The sequence below is a fragment of the Nitrosopumilus sp. Nsub genome, assembly GCF_001541925.1.
GTDB lineage: Archaea > Thermoproteota > Nitrososphaeria > Nitrososphaerales > Nitrosopumilaceae > Nitrosopumilus.
This window is the reverse complement of record NZ_LQMW01000024.1, coordinates 61,716-82,225: the sequence shown is the minus strand read 5'-3', so window position 1 is coordinate 82,225 and position 20,510 is coordinate 61,716. Positions and strand designations below refer to the sequence as shown.

At 31.9% G+C, this 20,510-nt stretch carries 23 protein-coding genes; 18 read left to right on the top strand and 5 right to left on the bottom strand.

Annotated elements, in window-relative coordinates; translation table 11 throughout:
• Positions 1 to 672: CFI-box-CTERM domain-containing protein (locus AW732_RS08960; RefSeq protein ID WP_067961072.1), on the bottom strand; the 672-nt coding region annotated here is incomplete at its 3' end.
• A gap of 114 nt (positions 673 to 786) precedes the next feature.
• Between AW732_RS08960 and AW732_RS07985 the strand changes: the two genes are divergently transcribed.
• Genes AW732_RS07985 through AW732_RS07975 form a run of 3 tightly spaced genes read left to right on the top strand, consistent with a single transcriptional unit; the run spans position 787 to position 4,309 of the window.
• Positions 787 to 2,505 carry a peptidase gene (locus AW732_RS07985; RefSeq protein ID WP_067961068.1) on the top strand — a complete coding sequence of 573 codons (1,719 nt, stop codon included), beginning with the start codon at positions 787 to 789 and terminating at the stop codon, positions 2,503 to 2,505.
• Between the two features lie 33 nt (positions 2,506 to 2,538).
• Positions 2,539 to 2,745, top strand: a complete 207-nt coding sequence (locus tag AW732_RS07980) for a hypothetical protein (RefSeq protein WP_067961065.1) — start codon at positions 2,539 to 2,541, stop codon at positions 2,743 to 2,745.
• 1 nt (position 2,746) lies between these two features.
• Complete coding sequence (locus tag AW732_RS07975; RefSeq protein ID WP_067961063.1) at positions 2,747 to 4,309, top strand: peptidase; 1,563 nt, start codon at positions 2,747 to 2,749, stop codon at positions 4,307 to 4,309.
• An 11-nt stretch (positions 4,310 to 4,320) separates the two neighbouring features.
• On the opposite strand, the gene AW732_RS08835 is transcribed toward AW732_RS07975, so the two are convergent.
• The gene (locus tag AW732_RS08835; protein ID WP_172790430.1) at positions 4,321 to 4,629 is read right to left on the bottom strand and encodes a hypothetical protein; all 309 of its coding nucleotides are present in this window, start codon (positions 4,627 to 4,629) and stop codon (positions 4,321 to 4,323) included.
• Between the two features lie 271 nt (positions 4,630 to 4,900).
• On the opposite strand from AW732_RS08835, the gene AW732_RS07965 reads away from it, so the two are divergent.
• Together AW732_RS07965 and AW732_RS07960 are read left to right on the top strand one after the other, a co-directional pair.
• The gene (locus AW732_RS07965; protein WP_067961058.1) at positions 4,901 to 6,178 is read left to right on the top strand and encodes a hypothetical protein; all 1,278 of its coding nucleotides are present in this window, start codon (positions 4,901 to 4,903) and stop codon (positions 6,176 to 6,178) included.
• Complete coding sequence (locus AW732_RS07960) at positions 6,165 to 6,563, top strand: hypothetical protein (RefSeq protein WP_067961054.1); 399 nt, start codon at positions 6,165 to 6,167, stop codon at positions 6,561 to 6,563. The genes AW732_RS07965 and AW732_RS07960 overlap by 14 nt, the downstream gene beginning before the upstream one ends.
• Here AW732_RS07960 and AW732_RS09020 read toward each other — a convergent pair.
• On the bottom strand, positions 6,560 to 6,682 hold the full coding sequence (locus AW732_RS09020) for a hypothetical protein (protein WP_256381663.1): 123 nt from the start codon (positions 6,680 to 6,682) through the stop codon (positions 6,560 to 6,562). The genes AW732_RS07960 and AW732_RS09020 overlap by 4 nt on opposite strands.
• 276 nt (positions 6,683 to 6,958) lie before the next feature.
• Here AW732_RS09020 and AW732_RS07955 point away from each other — a divergent pair, with 276 nt between their 5' ends.
• From AW732_RS07955 to AW732_RS07930, 6 genes are all read left to right on the top strand, one after another.
• Entirely contained in the window at positions 6,959 to 7,351 is a 393-nt protein-coding gene (locus AW732_RS07955) for a hypothetical protein (RefSeq protein WP_067961051.1), read from the top strand.
• Positions 7,344 to 7,844 carry a winged helix-turn-helix transcriptional regulator gene (locus tag AW732_RS07950; RefSeq protein ID WP_067961048.1) on the top strand — a complete coding sequence of 167 codons (501 nt, stop codon included), beginning with the start codon at positions 7,344 to 7,346 and terminating at the stop codon, positions 7,842 to 7,844. Before AW732_RS07955 ends, AW732_RS07950 begins: the two co-directional genes overlap by 8 nt.
• Positions 7,774 to 9,072, top strand: coding sequence for a peptidase (locus AW732_RS07945; protein WP_253805607.1), 1,299 nt, complete (start codon positions 7,774 to 7,776; stop codon positions 9,070 to 9,072). The genes AW732_RS07950 and AW732_RS07945 overlap by 71 nt, the downstream gene beginning before the upstream one ends.
• Positions 9,073 to 9,127: 55 nt before the next feature.
• Positions 9,128 to 9,901, top strand: a complete 774-nt coding sequence (locus AW732_RS07940; protein ID WP_253805606.1) for a rhomboid family intramembrane serine protease — start codon at positions 9,128 to 9,130, stop codon at positions 9,899 to 9,901.
• Positions 9,902 to 9,941: 40 nt separating this feature from the next.
• Positions 9,942 to 10,118, top strand: coding sequence for a 4-oxalocrotonate tautomerase family protein (locus AW732_RS07935; RefSeq protein WP_048114848.1), 177 nt, complete (start codon positions 9,942 to 9,944; stop codon positions 10,116 to 10,118).
• Positions 10,119 to 10,264: 146 nt separating this feature from the next.
• Positions 10,265 to 11,737 (top strand): hypothetical protein, encoded by a 1,473-nt coding sequence (locus AW732_RS07930; RefSeq protein ID WP_156416092.1) that lies wholly within the window; start codon positions 10,265 to 10,267, stop codon positions 11,735 to 11,737.
• A 14-nt stretch (positions 11,738 to 11,751) separates the two neighbouring features.
• On the opposite strand, the gene AW732_RS07925 is transcribed toward AW732_RS07930, so the two are convergent.
• Positions 11,752 to 12,147 carry a winged helix-turn-helix transcriptional regulator gene (locus AW732_RS07925; protein ID WP_067961045.1) on the bottom strand — a complete coding sequence of 132 codons (396 nt, stop codon included), beginning with the start codon at positions 12,145 to 12,147 and terminating at the stop codon, positions 11,752 to 11,754.
• Between the two features lie 91 nt (positions 12,148 to 12,238).
• On the opposite strand from AW732_RS07925, the gene AW732_RS07920 reads away from it, so the two are divergent.
• The 3 genes from AW732_RS07920 (at position 12,239) to AW732_RS07910 (ending at position 15,926) form a co-directional block, all read left to right on the top strand.
• The gene (locus AW732_RS07920) at positions 12,239 to 13,624 is read left to right on the top strand and encodes a sialidase family protein (RefSeq protein WP_067961043.1); all 1,386 of its coding nucleotides are present in this window, start codon (positions 12,239 to 12,241) and stop codon (positions 13,622 to 13,624) included.
• Between the two features lie 12 nt (positions 13,625 to 13,636).
• The gene (locus AW732_RS07915; protein ID WP_067961040.1) at positions 13,637 to 14,923 is read left to right on the top strand and encodes a cytochrome c biogenesis protein CcdA; all 1,287 of its coding nucleotides are present in this window, start codon (positions 13,637 to 13,639) and stop codon (positions 14,921 to 14,923) included.
• 196 nt (positions 14,924 to 15,119) lie between these two features.
• A complete protein-coding gene (locus tag AW732_RS07910) occupies positions 15,120 to 15,926 on the top strand; it encodes a carbon-nitrogen hydrolase family protein (RefSeq protein WP_067961093.1) in 807 nt (268 codons plus the stop codon).
• Here AW732_RS07910 and AW732_RS07905 read toward each other — a convergent pair.
• Complete coding sequence (locus tag AW732_RS07905; RefSeq protein ID WP_067961038.1) at positions 15,910 to 16,377, bottom strand: topoisomerase DNA-binding C4 zinc finger domain-containing protein; 468 nt, start codon at positions 16,375 to 16,377, stop codon at positions 15,910 to 15,912. The two genes, AW732_RS07910 and AW732_RS07905, sit on opposite strands and share 17 nt — an antisense overlap.
• 48 nt (positions 16,378 to 16,425) lie before the next feature.
• Here AW732_RS07905 and AW732_RS07900 point away from each other — a divergent pair, with 48 nt between their 5' ends.
• The 4 genes from AW732_RS07900 to nrdD all read left to right on the top strand — a co-directional run bounded on the left by AW732_RS07900 (position 16,426) and on the right by nrdD (position 20,479).
• A complete protein-coding gene (locus tag AW732_RS07900) occupies positions 16,426 to 17,589 on the top strand; it encodes a thiolase domain-containing protein (RefSeq protein WP_067961034.1) in 1,164 nt (387 codons plus the stop codon).
• A gap of 1 nt (position 17,590) precedes the next feature.
• On the top strand, positions 17,591 to 17,956 hold the full coding sequence (locus AW732_RS07895; protein WP_067961032.1) for an OB-fold domain-containing protein: 366 nt from the start codon (positions 17,591 to 17,593) through the stop codon (positions 17,954 to 17,956).
• 69 nt (positions 17,957 to 18,025) lie between these two features.
• Positions 18,026 to 18,187, top strand: coding sequence for a hypothetical protein (locus AW732_RS08830; protein WP_172790429.1), 162 nt, complete (start codon positions 18,026 to 18,028; stop codon positions 18,185 to 18,187).
• A 123-nt stretch (positions 18,188 to 18,310) separates the two neighbouring features.
• Positions 18,311 to 20,479, top strand: coding sequence for an anaerobic ribonucleoside-triphosphate reductase (gene nrdD, locus AW732_RS07890; protein WP_067961031.1), 2,169 nt, complete (start codon positions 18,311 to 18,313; stop codon positions 20,477 to 20,479).
• Positions 20,480 to 20,510: the final 31 nt, after the last annotated feature.

The following is a 20,510-nucleotide window of genomic DNA, read 5'->3' as shown; positions in this document are numbered from 1 at the left end:
GATTGACAAAGTGCTAATCATTGGAGTCAAGCCAGCCTTTACAATTTCTTTGAACACTGGATTCTCTCTTTCCATGTCTGCAATGTATGGTGAGAATGAATAGTATGCTTCGTTAAATGTGGTCATAAATGCAGAACCTGATTCGGTATTCATTAATTGGTTGTCACGAATCTCTCTGAGCATTTGGACTTGTGGTGCTAGTTCTGAGCCATATGCTGCTGTTGCAATTAGACAACCGCCGCCTTCTTCTTTAGCTGGAGTGGATGGTTGAGCAGCTGCTTCACCTACTAAGATGTCAAATGTGGCAGACTCTTTTGGAATTGGAGTGAATAAAATTCCTTCAGTATCTATCTGTATATTGTATAATCCATCTTGTGGAAATTCAAATTTGAATCCGTTTATGATTCCTTCAGATGTATGAATTAAATTTGGAGTTTGAAACAATGTTTTTCCAGATTCTGAAATTGTAATTCTATAGTCTATGTGGACTTGTGTTTTTTGTGTCATTGGATTAATGAATTCTATTGGTAATTTTGTTAATTGACCAGGTTTAACATCATCATAAGATATTTTGATATCTAATGTTCCTTGATCTGTTGATAAAGTCTGAGATTCAGCAAATGCAGGAATTGTAAAAAGTGGAATTAATAATAAAACCAACAAAAATTTCATAATCAAGGTTTGATTCTAACAAATAAAAATTATACTCAAATTTCTTCTCAAAAAATTGAACACGCATAGAAATTCTATATCATCTTTAAATATGGAATTGGTAGAATTTTTGTATTGTTTAAGTCAATTGGGTTGTTAATTATTGTAATAGGAATTTTTACAATTCCAGCAATAATTCCTGATGTGTTTGCTCATGGTTTAGGTGGAGATCAAGCTCCTGCAATTAGCTTTGGAGATATGGAAGTTACTGTTAGAACACAATTAGATCCATCTGATATTACTGTTGGAGATATTGATTCAGCAAATATGCAAATCCGTTTCTTTGATACATTAACTGACACTAATCTTGATAAAGTCACATATCGCGTAGAGCTTTGGCAAAGTGGAGAACTTTTAGCTAGAAACCTCTTTTATGATAATGATGGAAGATTAGATGTAAAAATTAAACCACAACTTGGTTGTGATTCTGATCCTATTGAAACATGTACAATTTATGGTGGTTCAGAACACGTTAGTGCACCTGGAGCATTATTTGTACAAGGTGCAGAATGTACTAATGACAATTTGGATATTTGTGCTAGACCATCAATGACTGGTCCAATATTTGTACAAGGTGGGCTCTATAAAATTACTGTAGATATTGAAGCTGCAACTAGTCCAAGAATTGTTTTAGCTGAGAGATTAACTTATGAAACTTTTATCAGTATTGCACAAGAACAAGATTTCTTTTTGAAAACAGCAAGTGCTGAAGAAATCCCAGTTGTAATCAAAACCTATTATGACGAAGTAGACAATTTTGCATTTGACACATCTGATAATTCAATTTCATTTGACATGCCTTTTGATTGGAGTCCTGATTATGTTGATTTAGTTCAAGTTGTACATGAAGAAATTAGAGTTCCAAAATCATTTGCACCGTATGGCGAAGGAAAACAATTCAAGGGATATGTTAATGGTGTTGAAGTTGATCAAAGAGCAATACTAAATGATCCATATACTTCTGATGGTGCTAGCATTGTTCATTTCTTAATTACAAAAAATGAATTAGTAAGAATCAATGAAGCATTAGGAACAGACAATTATGAAAATAAAAAAATGGATTTCAAATTAGTTCCATTAGATGAAGTTGAAAGAAATTCAACTGAATTTTATCTTGTGGATACTGAAAATTATGAAAAAACTCCTACAACAGTAAGTATTTCATGGGATGGAAAGTATGGTGCAAACCAAGATGTTCCTTTTGAATTTACATTCTTCAATGATAATGGGGATCTCATTAAAGATGTAAGATATACCTATGTTGCATTTGATGAGTTTGAAAATGAAATATCTCGTTATAATGGAGATGATCCAGAAAATCCAGGCATATTGTCCACAGAAGGAATTGATATTCAAAATATTTACATTCCAACTGAAGGTCCAATTAGATTTGATATTCTAGTTTATGGAACTGGACTGAGTTATGATCCAACATATTCTGGTATTGGTTCTACTATTATTGAACTAGGTCCTGGATTCTCATCCCCAAAACCTGTTGTTGAAACTCCAGAAATTTTAGAAACTCCGGCAATCCCTTCATGGATTAAAAATAATGCAGGATGGTGGGCAGATGGAACAATTGATGATAATTCATTTATCCAAGGAATTCAATTCCTAGTTAAAGAGAATATTTTAAAAATTCCAGATACTGCACAAGGAGCTAGTTCTGGAAATGATGTTCCATCCTGGGTTAAAAACAATGCAGGATGGTGGGCAGATGGAACAATTGACGATGATGCTTTCATTCAAGGAATTCAATTTTTGATTAAAGAAGGAATTTTGAGGGTCGACTAATAGATTTTTAAATAAAATTTGAGAGAGATAAACATGAAAGACATCAATGATATCATGCCAAAAGTACCAAATATGAGATGGGGAGCTCTAATGAACAAACCTCCAACTAACAAAAAATTTGAGGAAATGAATAAAATTTTCCCAGATAATGGCAAATGGCATACTGTATTTGAAGAAAAAAATTCAATTACAATTGATGGAAAAGAAATTCTAAAGAAAGATCCAAACAAGTGGACATAGATTGAAGAATTTATTATTAATTTTATTTTTAATATTTTCTTCTGGATTAGTAATTACTTCTTATGATGCATATGGTCATGGAGTAGGAAGTGAAATATTCCCACCAGTGGAGTTAAACGGTAAACTTGTAAGTGTAGAAGTTTCATCTTCTACAAAAGATGATCTTACAAATGATGATCAACAAATCTCAATTTCTCTAATTGATTTTGATTCTAAAATTACATTACGTGATGTAACTTTTTTAGTTAAATCAGAACGGGGTGAACAATTTCTTTTTGAAAAAGAATTCAAAGCTGACCATGGATTTCTAGTTTTCAATTTTATTTCTGAAGACACTGATTCAATAGTTGTTGAAGAAAAAGACAGCGGTGAGGATTTTTTCGGCTCGTTATTGGGTCTTCAGAGTAGATTAATTGATGTTAAAGGTCCAAAACTTAGCGAAGGAGGATTATACAAGTTAGATATTAGCATAATAACTGCTGATGGATATTCAAAAAAACTTGAAACTCCTCTTGTTTTTAATGCAGGAATTTCAATTGCACAAACAACTACTCATGATTTTGTTGATCCAGATTTTGGAAATCAAAATATCCAAGTAGTCACATATTATGATGAAATCTCTAATTTTCAATATGATCCAAATTTAAAAAAAATTAGTTATTTTATGCCATTTGAATGGACTTTAAAGAATATTAATCAAACATCAGTTGTTCATGAAGAAATTATTATTCCAAAAGACTTTGGTGCGTTACTATTGTCTGGATTCTCAATGTCTGTAAATGGAATTGAATTATCTGATGACATAGTAAATGTAGATGATTTTTTTACTGAAGGTCGTGTAGTGCATTTTATAATTTATCAAAAAGAATTGTTAAATATTTTTGAAAATAGTTCCAATCTAAATGGAATGAATTTTGTCATTACTCCCGATCGTGACTATACTCATCTAAGTTCCGTTACTGATAATGGACAATTTCGAATTCTTGTACATTGGGAACCTGAAATTCTCGAATCTAATTCCGATGCTAAAATTCTTTTTGATATTACTGACATTTTCTTAAAAAATAAACCTGTTTCTACAAATTATGAATTCTCTATTACTCAAAATGACAGAGTAATTTTTGAAAAAAATGGAATTAGTAGTAATTCAAAAGAAAATCATAATATTGTAGAATTTATGATTCCATCTAACGTCTCAGGTATAGTAAATTTGAATTTCAATAATTTAGACAATAATAATTTCGCAAAAACTGTGATTCCTATTGTTATTGATAGAGAAATACAAAATGACTACTTTATTCCATCTTGGATCAAAAACAATGCAGGTCTGTGGAGTGATAATGTCATTGATGATGAAACTTTTGTGAATGGAATTGAATACTTGATACAAAATCAAGTTATTATAATTTCTCCAACTATATCTGACACAAGTTCCAATTTAGACCAAATCCCATCTTGGATCAAAAACAATGCAGGCTGGTGGACTGATGGTACAATAGATGATGAAACCTTTGTGAATGGAATGGAATATTTAGTTCAAACTGGTGTAATTCAAATTAATTAGAGATCAAAATACTATTCTTCATCCTCATCATCCTCATCCTCATCCTCATCATCCTCATCATCCTCATCCTCATCATCCTCATCATCCTCATCCTCATCATCCTCATCCTCATCATCCTCAGACTCTTCAATTCCCAATATTTCTTCCAGATACTCTTTTGCTAAATTCACATTATTTAGAAAATATCTGGCAATCTCTGGATAACTCTCAAATGATGATTCTCCACCACTACTGATATTTCCTCTTCCTCCAATATCTTGTTCAATTACATCTCTGCCATCTGTAAAGTCAATTTCTCTATTTAGGGCATTTTCGTTCAAACGAAATCCACAACATGGGCATCTAGCTCTTGTTTTTAGCATAATGTATCATATTTTACGCTAGCCTAAATCATTTTTGTAATTCTATTTGAACAAATAAACGATCATTTGAACAATTTTGATTCTATTTGAACAATTTTGATTCTATTTGAACAATTTGATACTACGTTTGAACAAAACCAATATTATCATAAATCTAATATTTTTACATCGATTTTTGAGGAATTCATCTCAAATACCCATTTAAACATCAAAACCATTATGATTCGTATTGCCAAAAGAAATTACAGAAAACACCAAATCTGAAATCATTTACTATCTACTTTCAGGGTATAGTTATTCTGAAATTATTGATTTAATTCAAACGTCAAAGGGTACTATTACAAAAGTTGTACGACAATTAAAAACAAAATTTGGGGAAGATGATATCGAATTTTTACTAAATTTTGCAAAATCATTGAAAAAGAATCACCTCGCAATGAGTGATACTCTAAATGGTACACGAGTTTATGCAATTTTGAAAAAATTATCCCTTGATGAGGAATATGTCCAAGAATTTCTAAATAAAATAGTATTCCAGTGCAAATCTCAAAACTTTTCTCCAGATGATTTAACAAAATATTCTATGATGCTTTTTGAGTTATCTCAATCCTCTGAAATTCCATTGCCCCAATTAGAGAATCACTATTTCTCATTGATTCAAAAAAATAAAGAAATACAAAATTCCATCACATCTTCTGAGAAAAAGCAAAAAGAAGCAAAGACAAGGCTAGATGAATCACTACATCATGAGAAAACCACTATTGAATCACTAAATGACTATTCTGTCACAAAGAAAAGACTAGGAGAATTTAACATAGACATTGATAATTTGGATTCCCTTGTAGTGATGCTACAAGAATCATCTAAACTAAACTTTGATCCTTACAAAGTGATACAATACATCAAAAAAGAATCCTCCTTTGAGACTCGAATTGATTTATTACAAAAAGACATTGATAAAATGGATAATACTGTACAACAAAAACAAAACGAATTGACTAGAATTCAAAGTGATATTGATGAGTTAAAACTACAAAAAGAACAATTAACTGCACAAAACAAATCCCTTCAAGACCAGATCAAATTTTCAAAAGAGACTACACTATCTACCCTCACTAAAATCAAAGATTCTTCTGTATCTGCCATTGATTTGACTGCAAAATCAGCAAAAGATTCCATTGTATCAACTAATGAGACTGCTCAAAAAGAGATGAAACAAACAACTGATACTGCAAAAAGTAACTTTAAAGAAATTACAGCAGACTTTGAATCACTATTATCTAAGGTATCAGATGCATCAACTGAAATTGGAAAGATGCAGGCATTAATGCCGCTATATCTGATGATCACACAACTCAAAGGAGACACAATTCCTGTGTATGTCAGTTTACTGTCCATGTTTGATTCCCTACTAATTTGGGAAAAGACTCATCATGTGCCAATTGGAATGAATAAACATATCAATTATTTACAAAATATTTTACGAGAATATCTTGCAAAGCAATGACTCCATAGATGAATTGATTCATCTTGCAAAAGATACAGATAATACTTTAACTCAAAATGCAAGAAAAATAGTTTTAGATATTTTACATCAAGGTACTACCTCTAACACCAGTAATGTGGATAAAATTTTGTCATTTGGAAGATTCATTGGTAATGAAACTTTGAAAAATATTGGAACTGAAAAAACTAGACAAATTCAATCAGATTCACAAAAAAGTAAAGAACTATCTGATAAAGTATCTCAGTGTATCTCAAAAATTAACCAAATGTCATATGATTCATTGATTATAGTACTTGAGCAATACTCTATTGGAGGAGTGGAATCTGCAACAAATCACATTTTGACTGGGACTAGAATATTGAGATTCAAAAAAGTCCAGGGTTAGAATTTTTTCCTAATTCCAATTATTACAATAGCTGGAATTCCAAGATACATTCCAAAACTCAGTGCAATAACTGATAATCCTAATCCAAAAACTTTTGACTCAGAGTTGACATTTTCCATGATTGCCAATGATGAAAGCATTGGTGTTAAACTAATCTTGACTGCTTACAATAATGGATGTTCTCTTTGCATGTCTGCAATGCTTGGTGAAAAGGTGTAGTAAACGTCATTGAAAGTATTTCATGAATGATGTACAGACGGTCAAATTGATGATAAAAAATTCTTCCAAAGTCTTGAATTTTTGGTTCAAAAACAAATTATTTCAATTTAGTTTTAATTTATTCGAAGTTTGAACCAGTTGTGTTTAAATTTAGATAATTCAATATTGTGATCACTTTGTTTAAACCCGAAAACTTGGTTGAAAGAAAATCTACATTATTTTCTGTTGTAGTTACAGGAGTAATCGCAATTTTGGCTTTACCTATCATTATTCCTCATTTACTTCATGGATATCATTTAGCCCATATCTTTTTGCATATAGGTGGAATTACACTTGCTGTGTTTATTTCCACACTTGCATTGGCTGCATATTTTAGATTACGCACAAAACGACTTTTACTTAGTGCAATTGCATTTTGTACTTTTATTGGTGCCGAATCTGTTTTGTTAGTTGATAGCACTTGGCCAACTATGTATGATCTTGGAATTTTACCCTTAAATGAAGTCGGACATTTATTGACTTTTATTACATTAGGATTATTGGCTTTAGGAGTCTTTAGAAATGATTGATCGAACTCAAAAATTACAGGAACTAATTGATGATAATCCAGGAATTCAATTTCGTGAAATTATGCGTTCCTCTGGATTAAAAAATGGCGTTTTATCTCATTATCTAAAAAAACTTGAAGATGGTGGACTAGTCAAAGTAATGCGTGGTCCAAGACAAGTTAGATTTTACTCTCCAAATATTACTGAAGACGAATCAATTGTTATCAAGGCACTAAGAAAAGAAACTCCACGAAATCTTTTACTTGCTTTAATTAAAGAAGATGGATTAGAATTTTCAGAATTAGTACAGGAAGTTAATAAATCTCCTTCAACTGTTTCACTTTATCTTTCACAAATTGTTGCTGATGGATTAGTTGAAACTAAAATGGTAGATTTGAAAAAAAGATATCATATTAAAGTAAGAGAGCTTGTAGATAAATTAGTTGAAGAGCATAGACCAGGTTCACTTGAAAAATCTACATCCGGATTTGAAGACATTATCAATTCTTTCTAGAATCTGTCAACCACAAACTATTCTATTGTTGGGTTTCTTTTCTATTCTTCTATTCATTCCTAACTTTGCTTTTGCTGAAGTTTTTGTTCCATTACATGAATATCTTGGTTACTTTGATTCAAATGGAATCTATACCGTAGTGGGAAATGTCAAAAATGAAAATGATTTTGCAGTAATTCCTACAATCACTGTTTCAGTAATTGATGGTTCAGAAACAATCTCAAAAACAATCAAACATGTTCCATTGGCAGTTGGTTCAGAAATTCCATTTAAAATTAAATTTCCTGAAATTAGATCAAATACTCCTGTTCTTGTAAACCCTGAATTGACATTTGAAAAAACAATCAAAGATGCAATTCCAATACAAGTTCTATATGATAAAACACTCATCAAACATGATGATGGACATATTACTGGAAAAATTCAAAACACTGGAAATCAAACAATCTACTATCCAAAATTATTTGCCGTAGTTCATGGATATGACAGAGTTTTAGATATTGTCCAAAACATTGAATTCATTGAAAAAATTGAACCAGGAGAAATTTTAGATTTTACAATGTATCCAGATCCTGCTATAACTGATGATGTTTTTTACTATAGTTGCTTTGGACCAGTTGATACGAGTGTAGTTCCAATATCCGTAGAGAAGAATGAAGGAAAATTTGATTTAAGATATGATTCACCTGGTACATTTTTTTATGATGCAAAATACAATGAGCAAGGAACTAACTTAACAATCCGTAGTACTAACAGCTATCCTTTTCCAACATATGCTAATTTTGAATTTCCACCAATCTCTGGAAATGAAAAATTCTCCGTTACTATCAACGGTAAACCAATTGATTTTATCCAAAGTATGGATCAAATGGGATATTGGCACGTAGCATTTGATGTGGAGCCACAATCCCAAGGGATTTTGGAAATTTCTGGGTTTGATAAGGGATTGCCTCCTGATATGCCTTTAGTCCCAATATGGATAAAACAAAGTGGAGATTGGTGGTCTACTGGTCAAATTATAGATTCAGAATTTCTTGAAGGAATAAAATTTTTAGTTGATACACAGATAATTGAAATTCCAACATTAGAACCATCTTCACAAAGTGATTGGAAAATTCCACCATGGACCAAAACTGTTGTAGGTTGGTGGAATGAAGAACAAATTTCTGATGATGAATTCTTAATCATAATCAAAAATCTCATAGAAAGAGAAATTATTGTTGTATGATATTTTTATTATTTGAATAATGTTATTATACAATTTTTAATCAATTAGATTATCTATGCTGCTACCAATACGAGATGAAAATCCTCATCCACCTGGATTCAAACCTAAAGTAACTATTGGATTAATTATTGTAAATGTAATTGTATTTTTCTTAGAAGTTATTTACACTGGACAATTTTTTGATTTCACAAATCAAAGTGCATTTGTAATGTTTTACAATTGGGGTGCAGTTCCAGGTTGTATTACAGGTGCATTTAGTGGAGTCGATATGGGCGGTACAATACAAAGTTGTCCAGCTTTTCCTGAATTAACTTTGTTAACATCTACATTCATGCATGGAGGTTTACTTCATCTTGGTGGTAATTTACTATTTTTGTGGATCTTTGGAGATAATATTGAATTAAAATTTGGAAAAATAAAATTTTTAGGAATTTATTTGATATGGGGAGTTGTTGCTGGTTTAGTTCATATTTTTGGCGATGTCTCAAGTGCAACACCTGCAGTTGGTGCATCTGGAGCAATTTCTGGTGTTTTGGGTGCATACTTGATAATTTTCCCTAAAACTAGGATTCAGACATTTTTGATGTTGGGATTTATTTGGAGAATGATGCATATTCAGGCACGTTGGTTTTTGCCATTTTGGTTGGTATTTCAGAATTTACTTCCATTCTTTATTGGAGGATTTGGTGTAGCTGGTGGAGGAGTAGCTTATCTTGCTCATATTGGTGGTTTTGTAATTGGACTGGCTACGGGATATTTGTACAAAAAAACACACAGTTCAGATTTCACATATGGAACAAGATATGGCTATGGATCTGATTTTAGATAACTTTTGAAAGAATAAATTCTGCAATGAATTAAAAATTTTCATGCCGTTGATAACCGTATCAATGTATCCTGGTAGAACTCAGGAACAAAAGGATGAATATGCAAAAGCAATCACAAAATCTGCTGTAGAAATTCTAAAAACAAAAGAAAGTCATGTCATTGTTGTTTTTGAGGATAATCCTAAAGAAAATTGGTTTTTAGCAGGAAACCAACTTTAATTTTCTTTTTTTAGATTATTTGAGAAATGTACCATAGCTCATCTTAGAGATGTACCAGATCTTATATTAAAAAAAACATGAATAAAAAAATTACAATGGGATTCCTTAAAGCTAAATATTTTGTACCTTTTTTTATGCTAGTTTTATTGACTTCCGGTTTTCCACTTAACGCAAATAATGATGGAGAAATTTTACCAACTGTAGATGCTGCAGTACAAACAAAAGATAATGGGAATAAAATTTTCTTTTGTGAAAATAATCCCATTAAAAAAACAGAATATAACAAACCACACATGAAGCCACAAGATTACATGTCAAAATGTAAAGAAAGAACAGATGGATATTCATGGGGAAGTCGAATCTATGTGTTACTTTGGGCTCCTGGATTTAATACTGATGAACATAAAATTGATGAATTAGGAACTGATTCAACAGGTTCAGATGGTTTAATCACACTTAATTCTAGAGATGGTTCAATACGTTCAGATTCAAAAACTACATGTAATCCATTTATTGAAACAGGAAAAGATCATGGACTCTTTTATGGTTCAATCAAACTTCGTGGATTTTCTACAACAGTAAATGATGATGGTGTAAGGATGTATGGTGGTGATAGATGTGAAGGTAGCCATAACAGAAATGGTCAAGGTACACTTGATGATGGTGTAGCTGGAGTTGCATCAGGACAAGATGGTGCTATTACAATGACTTTTGAATATGCTGAGGATAAAATAATGTCTAAAACTGCAACTCATACTTGGAGAATTGCTGATTTTAATTTTGATAAAGAAGAATATACGATGGATGATACCGCAACAATCACTATCAAAGACTTAGATGGCTTACGTTATCCATTTGATAAGAAAACTGGATATCAAATGCATATTTGGTCTGACACAGATAAAGGTGGAGTAGAGGTTAATGCATATTGGAAACCAAACTTTAGAGGAACACCTCAAATGCATGGTGATTACCCTGTAAAAGTTACATTCATAGATCCTGATAGACGTGAATCAACTGTTAGAGAATTATATTATTCTGCTGGTGGTTCTCAAGTTGAACTTAAAGTATCTCCTGGAGATAATATTTATGCAGAATATTATGACCGCACATTACCAAAACCATATTCTACTGAAGACAAACTAAAACTAAATGCGATTGCAACAATTACAGAAGGTCCACAAACTGGAGTAATTGTAGTAAATCCGCCAGTCACCGAAAATGATAATCTCCACGCAAAACAATTTGCATTTACAAAGTATACCAGTGGTGGAGAATATCTTGTATCTCTCTGGTGGGATAGTTGGGAATATTGGACTAATCAACCAACCGCAAATTCTGATAACGCAGTAAATATTGAAATTGTAGATGCAATGACTGAAAAACCAGTAAGTAATGTTTCTTACAAACTAAATGTGTTATTTGATGATGATTCTTTAATTGAACAACAACATGAACATACTAGAACAGATGTAGTTGATTTATCAATTGAAAATGATGGTTTGATTGAGATACTACTTTCAGATATAGGTGAAGCAACTGAACCATTAAAATTCAAATTTATGGTAGATAGTGAATTACAGCCTAATGCCCCATTCACACAAGTAAGTACAGATTAAAATAATTTTTTGAATTAATTTTTACAAAATTTAATTTTCTTTTCTACTTTAATTTTCTTTATTGCACCAAGTGATTCTAAAATTTGTAATCTTTTTGATGCCATACTCTTTGAAATATTACAAGAAACTGCAATTTCTTCAAGTGATTTTTCTTTTCTACAATTCTCAAAAATAATTTTTAAATTATAATTATTCTCAATACATGATTTAATTTTTAATTTATCACTAATTCCTATAGGAAAATAATGAATTTTAAATAATTTTTCAGAGAAAATTTTCTCTTCTTTTCCCAATACCAATAAATGATATTTTACTGTAGATTGTGGTATTTCTAATCTATGTGTAATTTGTGCTTGTGTTAATCCTGGATTTTCTTTAATAAATTGTAAAATTTTTCCTTGATTCTCCAATACTGATATTTGGTTATTTTAATAAAATGTACATTGGTACATCTCATAAATAAACCAGATTATTTAATATCTAAATTGAAATTAAAAAATCATGAATAAGGCAATAGTTATTGTAGCTGTAGCAATTGTTGCAGCAGCAGGGATCTCAGCTTTTGCTTTAATGTCAACAGAATCTGGTTCAGAAGCAACTATTATTCAAGAGCCTGTAGCTGAGAAACCAGAAATTGTTGAAGAAGAAATTCCAGATCTAAATGCTAATTCATTTTCAGCCCCAACTACTATTGCTCAAAGTATGATGGCAGCACAACCAGCACCAAATGTAACAATTGGTGATGATGGTAAAATCTATGTTTTATATCAAGATACAGTTGATGAAAAAACAAACATTTTCTTAAAAACATCTACTGATAATGCAAAATCCTTTTCAGAACCAGTTAGAGTTAATTTAATTGACGGCAATGTTGCTTTAGATGGACGTGTAGCACCAACAATTCAACTTGGTGATAACGGTGAAGTCTATGTTGCATGGGCCAATTCACGACATGAACCAAATATGTGGATGGGTAATTACAGGCAATTAATTTTTACATCATCCCTTGATGATGGAAAAACATTTGAACCATCTATCACAATTGGAGCCGATGAATTACATTCAGGAAAATACTTCCAACACATGTCTATTGATGAACAAGGTGGAATTCACATGGCATGGTTAGATGGTCCAACTAAAATGAATTCAACTGGCTACATGGAAAAAGACAAGTCTCGTGATAGAGGAGTTAGATATACACAATCATTAGATGGTGGAGCTACTTTTGATACTAGTAAATTAATTGATGCAAATGCTTGTCCATGTTGTAACGTTCAAACTGCAGCAGATGGTGAAGGCAATGTTTACGTCTCTTGGCGTAAAGTCTTTGGATCTGGTGATACTCAAGTTAGAGATATGGTAGTTGCAGCATCAACTGACGGTGGTAAAACATTTGGCGCCCCAGTAAAAATTCACGATGATGGATTCCAGTTTAAGGGATGTGTTCACGTTGGAGCACCAATGGCAATAGACTCTGAAGGAACTTTGCATGTTGCATGGTATACTGGTGCAACTGACCGTCAAGGAATGTATTATGCTACTTCAACTGATAACGGACAAAGCTTTAGCGAACCAATGCCAATCCTGACTGGTGATTGGGTTCCCCCACAAAGAATCTTTGTTGCAGTTGATAATGATGATAAAGTTTGGTTGACTTGGGAAGATGCAACAGGACTTTCTACAAATGATAAAGCATGGAGATATGGTGACACACAAGCAATGATTTTCACTGCACAAGTAATAGATGGTGAACTAATCAGAGCAGATAATCCAATTAATGAAGGTGATGCTAAAACACTGACTAACATAGATTCTGATAGTGGATTGGTATCAATTGTTTGGACAGAAACTGATAATTCTGTTAAAATTGCAACATCAGAAAATTAGTTTTGAACTAAATTGAAAAATTCAAAAAAAATTCCAAGTATACTAATTTTATTTTCAGGTGTTTTCTTATTTGCATTTTCATTTTCTGATGCTCAACTAATCCCAGTTGATGCACAAGAATTCCGACAAGCACCAAATTACCAAGCTATTACATTGGATGGTATTCCTGTTTCAATTAATGATTATCAAGGTAAAGTAATTCTTGTAAATTTATGGGCTACATGGTGTGAACCATGTAGAGAAGAAATGCCTGCATTAGGAGAATTACATGGTATGTTTCCTCGTTCTGACTTTGAAATTATCGGTGTAAGTATTGACGATCCTGGTTTTGAACAAGCAATTATCCAAACTATGGCTGAAGACAATCTAACTTATCCTGTTTGGTTAGATCCTGAAAATAGGTTTCAATTTGCGTTTAGAACAATTGGGGTTCCTGAATCATTTTTAATTGATGCAGATGGACAAATAATTCATCAATGGAAAGGAGCATTTGATCCTGTTTCTGAAGACACAATCAATTTAGTCCAATCAACAATTCAAGGAACAAGTTACCAGTCTTCTGAACCAGAAATTTTAACTGATGGACTTATTGCAGGATTTGTAATTGCATTTAGTGCAGGAGTTTTGAGTTTTCTTTCTCCATGCGTTTTACCTTTAATCCCAGTTTATGCATCACTGATAACTGGTATGAGTGCAAAAGAATTATCTCAAGAGACTTCTCAAGTTACTAGAAGTAAATTAAGATTAACTGCAACTGTTAAAGGAATAATGTTTGTTATTGGATTTTCAATAATTTTCATGTTATTGGGAACAACTGTATCGTTTATGGGAAATCTATTTTTTGATTCAATTCAATGGATTGAAAGAATTGGTGGTGTAGTTCTAATTGTTTTAGGTTTGCATATGATTGGACTTTTTAAAATCCCAAAGTTAGAAAAACAAATGAGATTTGATATGGGTAAGAGAAATTCTGGAAAATTTGGTCCTTTAGTTGTAGGAATGGCATTTGGTGCAGGCTGGACTCCTTGTATTGGCCCAATTTTGGCAGGTATTTTGACTATTGCAGCATCTAGCTCATCAGTAGTTACTGGAGCCAGTTTGTTAGGAGTTTATTCATTAGGATTGGCAATTCCATTTTTAGTTTCAGCAATTGCAATTGATAGATTCCTAGTATTTTTCACAAAGATCAAATCAAAAATGGTATGGATTGAAAAGATTTCAGGTGGTTTGTTTGTAGTATTTGGTATTGTACTACTTACTGGCTCATTAGTATATCTAAATAATTTCTTTAAAATGTAATTTTTCTAAAATTTAAAATAAAAAAAATTGCTGACTTGTGTCAGCTGACAAGCACATAAACAGCAAATTAACTATAACAATTTTACATAATAACAAAATGGTTCAATCGTAAAATGTACCATCAGTTGTTCACATCTTTTATTCATTCACAAAAAAATTACTTTAACCTTTTATTCTTAGTATGTTATTTTATTTTATGAAAGTTGCAGTAGTACAATTCAAAGCATCAACAAATAAAGATGAAAATCTAAAAAAAATAATCTCATACATCAAAAAGGCATCTTCTAAAAATGCTACATTATGTGCATTTCCTGAATTTATGATGTTTTATACAAAATCATCACAAACACCAAAAGAACTTGCAGATTTATCTGAAACAATAAAAGGAAATTTTATTTCTTCTATTTCACAAACAGCAAAAGAAAATCATATTCAAGTTGTCGGTTCATTTTATGAAAAATCTAAAAAAAATAATCGCGTTTATGATACGTCATTTGTAATTAATAATTCAGGTAAAGTAATTTCCACATATCGTAAAATTCACCTTTATGATGCATTAGGATTTAAAGAATCTAAAAAAATGATGGCAGGCTCAAAAATATCCCAGCCTGTATCTACATCGCTAGGAAAAACGGGTATGATGATCTGTTATGATTTAAGATTTCCAGAAATGTCAAGAGTTCTTACACTTGCAGGCTCTGAAGTTTTGATTGCACCTTCTGCATGGGTTAAAGGTCCTATGAAAGAAGATCATTGGATTACAATTAACAAAACTCGTGCAATTGAAAATGGATGTTATGTAATTTCCCCTGACCAAGTTGGAAATATTTATTGTGGAAGAAGTTTAGTTGTTGATCCATATGGAAAAATTTTACTTGATATGAAAAAGAAACAGGGAATTGGCTATGTTGACATTGATTTAAAGAAAGTAAAACAAATTCGTAAATCTTTACCACTACTAAAAAATCGAAGAGCAGATACTTATTCTACTTTGAAGATTTAGTTATTCTACTTTTACAATTAAAATTTGAACATTGATGAGTCCATTTTTGATTTCTTGAATAACGAAAAATAATCATTGGCCATTTACATACTTCACATGGTTTTTTTGTAGCTCTCATTCTTGCTTTTTGTAATAATGGTGATGATGCTTTACATCCATCATAAAAATTTGAACAACCCATGAAACGTTTTTTTGTAGTTCTTGATCGAATAACCATTAATTCTCCAACTTTACATTGTGGACATTGAACTAATCCCTTTTTTGGAGAATTTGTTCCAAGAAGAAAGTATTTTTTTTCTTTTGATGACCATGATAGAAATCCATTGCTATCCAAATATTGAGCGATCTCTTTTTTGAAAATCTCTGTTGTTGACTTTGTAATTTTTATTATATGTCTGGCAGTGATCTTCTTAATTTGTACTGTCTTTAGTTTACTTTTTCTTCGTGGCATTTTACTGTGTTAAATTTACTAAAACGATTTTTATAGGGACTTGGGTCAGTGAGTTTTGTGGAAAAGGTTTGTGTTCTTGGCGCTGGAAGCACCAAATATGGAAAATTAGCCGATAGTATAGCAGATATCACTACTCAGGCATCAGTTGCCGCCATAGAAAGTGCAGGAATTGACCCTAAAGAAATTGGAGCATCTTACATTTCTAACGTTTTTGGAATTGCAGACAAACAGGTACACATTGGCCCTGTTTTGATGAGTAGATTGGGAATTCCAGATAAACCATCATTAACTATTGAATCAGCTTGTGGAAGTGGTTCTGTATCATTTAGAGAAGCCTATGCAAATATTGCAGCAGGATTTTATGATTGTCTAATTGCAACTGGTGTGGAAAAAGTAACTCACACTGGAACTGAATGGACAACAACTTACTTTGCATATTGTTCAGATTTCTTTTATGAAGGTCAAGCAGGTGCATCATTTCCGGGATTGTTTGCATCTATGGCAAGAGCTTATTTGACAGAGTTTGATGCAACTGAAGAAGACTTTGCAGCAGTTGCAGTAAAGAATCACGATAATGGTGTATTAAATCCAAAAGCACACATGCAGAAAAAAATTACTGTAGATGATGTAATGAACTCTGCAGTTGTTGCTAGTCCTCTAAAACTTTATGATTGCTGTCCTTTCTCTGACGGCGCAAGTTCTGTAATTTTATGTTCTGAAAAGTTTGCAAAAGAACATGGTGGTGATTATGTTGAAGTAATTGGTTCAGGTCGTGGTGGCTCACCAGCTGCATTACAAGGACGTGAACAGATGACAACTATCCCAAGTACAAAGATTGCATCAGAAGCTGCATACAAGATGGCAGGTGTTACTGCAAAAGATGTAGACTTTGCAGAAGTACATGATTGTTTTACAATTGCAGAAGTTGTTGACACAGAAGATTTAGGTTTCTTTGATAAAGGACAAGGTATACAAGCTATTCGTGAAGGTAGAACAAAATTAAATTCTGACATTTCAATTAATCCTTCAGGTGGTCTTAAATCAAAAGGACATCCAATTGGTGCAACTGGAATTGGACAAGTAGTTGAAGTATATGATCAATTAACTGGTAAAGCTGGTGAAAGAACTGTAAAAGATGCTAAAGTTGGTTTAACTCATAATTTTGGTGCAACTGGTGCAAGTTGTGCAGTACATGTTTTCCAGAGTGTGTAAGATGTCTATAGAAGAACAAATTATTGAAAATGCAAAAGAAGGCAAAGTTTTAACTCACAAATGTACTAGTTGTGGTCATTTGCATTTGTCTACTGTATATTACTGCCAAAAGTGTGGAAGTAAAGGATTTGAGGATGCAATTTTAGACGGTACAGGTTCAATTGCTACTTATACTATCATCACTGTACCGCCTGCAGGCTTTGAGAAATATACTCCATATGCCTTTGCAGTACTTCAATTAGACAACTCAGAATTGAGAATTTCTGGATTTATGGGAGGAATTGCAACTCCTGATGATTTACCTGTTGGAACTAGAGCAAAAATTACTGGTTTTGATGAAAGAGGAATCATCATAGAAAAACAGTAAAAATATTTGTTTGAATTATTAAAAAAAATCTGAATAGATTCTTAATTATTTTAAAAATCTCATTGTTTTATGTCTGTAGAAATAACATGTGGAAAATGTGGAGAAAAGATCAAGGATATGAAAATGCTAAAATCATTAAAAGATGTTTTAAGTCCAACTAGTGGTAAGTGTCCCTTTTGTGGACAAAAGCTTTCTACATCTGAATTTTCACTTGATGTTGAAGAAAAATGATCAATACATGATCTTTTTTTGTTAATTTTTTCTAATTTTTTTATTCTTTTCTTAAATTTTTATTTTTTTAAAAAAAACCATTATAGTCATAAGTCTTATTTACTCCTACACTTGAACTTAGTCATGACAATGAGTAAAGAAGAATTAGAAATGAACATGGATTTAGATTCAGATGATGATGATCTAGATGCAGATTTGGATTCTGATATCGACGACGACTCTGATCCAAAACGTGGTGGAATTTTACAATCTACATCAAAACGTGTTAGAATGATCTTCTCTGTAATGGCAAGTCCTAACAGAATTGATATTCTTAGAATTTTAAATTCTAAAGGACCATTAACTTATTCTGAGCTCAAATCATTAGCTGGATTCAAATCTAAAAAAGAAAGTGGAAAATTTGCATACCATTTAAGAAAATTACTTAGACAATCACTAGTTGCACTTAACAAATCTGAAAGACGTTATACTATCACTAATCTTGGAAAACTTGTTTTAAGTTTAGCCAGACAGATTGAAGAAAGATCAATTATTGAAAGTGGAAAAATGTATGTCAGAACTTCAGATGAATCCATTGAAGAATTTAATTCCCATAAAATCATTCAATCTCTAGTACGTGAAGGTAGCCTTCCATTAGAATTAGCACAAAAAATTACTGAAGAAGTTGAAAATAGAATTTACAAGTATCAAATTACCTATCTTACAGGCGCAATAATTCGTGATATGGTAAATTCAGTTCTTTTAGAACACGGTCACGAAGAATACAGGAATAAACTTACACGCCTAGGCATGCCTGTTTATGATGTTCAAGAAATGGTTTCTAATTTAGATAATGTTGATAATGGTGCTGAGGGTCTTTTGTTTAATACCGGCCAAAAAATATTTGCCGAACATCTACTAACAAATGTTTTACCAAAAGATGTAGCTGATAATCACTTATCTGGTGATATCCATATTTCAAATCCTGGAGTTTGGTCTATGATTCCTGATACAATATTTGTTAATGCAAAAGAATTACTTGATGATGGACTTGATCTTGGAGGAAAATATCTTGATGTATCAAGAATCAATGTTTCAAAACAACTTAATGAACTTACAAGTTCTTTATCTGTTCTAATCTCACTTTTATCAAAAGAAGCTTCAAAGGAAGTTGTATTGGATGGATTAACTGCACTATTTACAAAACATTCAAAATCCCTTCCAGAACTTGAAGAAAAATTAACTAATGCATTTGCAACTGCTTCTACTACTTCTAAATATAATAAAACTAGTACAAACATATCAATTAGATTACAACTAGGCTCTGATACAAAAATAATTCATTCAATTATTAATGCATACAAAAATTATGTTGCAATTACACCAATACCAAAAATTGGTTTGATAATTGATAACGAAAAAGGAAAAATCACTGATGTAACACAATCACTTTCTGAAATATTATTACTTGGTGGTAAAGTGATGATTGCAAAAGGTCAAACTGCAAGTAGCGGAGTAACTAATGGTTCTTCAAAATCTGCCAATTCACTTGCAATCAACTTACAATCTGTTTCAATTAATCTTCCTAGATTGGCATTTGAATCAAACAAAGATGAGACTTACTTTAGAGCAAGATTAGCTTTGTTGATGAAACCTGCATTGGCATCAATGGCACTAAGAAAAAAAGAAATCTCTGATTTAACCCGAAGAGGACTCAATCCTATTCTTGCTAAAAATACTCAATATATGCAAAGAAGTTCTGTCTCTTTGGTCATAAATCTAGTTGGTCTAAGAGAGTCTGTTTTCAACGTTTTAGGCTTTAAAGACAATAAAGATGGTCGTGCTGTGCTTCACAAAGTCATTGAAACTGCAGTTGATGTTGGTGCTAAAAAAGGTAAAGAATTAGGCGACAAAGTGACCATTTGTATGACTGAAACTGAGGGTTCATCTCGTTTTGCTACTCTAGATGGTGAAAAATATGGTAAAAATTCTAGTCTTAATTCTATGGAAAGTGACTTTTATTCTCAAGGTACTGTCATTAATGCTTCAGAAATTGATGAATTTACTCCAAAGTCTGAAATAATTTCTGAATCAAATAAAATATCAAAATTACTCAATGGTGGATTACTAGTTACTTTAGATGTTGACAAAAACTTGAAAGTCGATGAAATCAAAAAATCAATTGAAAAAACTGCAGAACTAGTGCCATCTTTTAAACTTGCAAGAGAAACTCCTATCTGTGGTGAATGTGGATTTAAAGATGAACCATTTGAAGACAAATGTCCAAAATGTAAATCTCCTTACGTCGTATAGTTATCTATAAAGTCCAAATTCTAAATGCGAT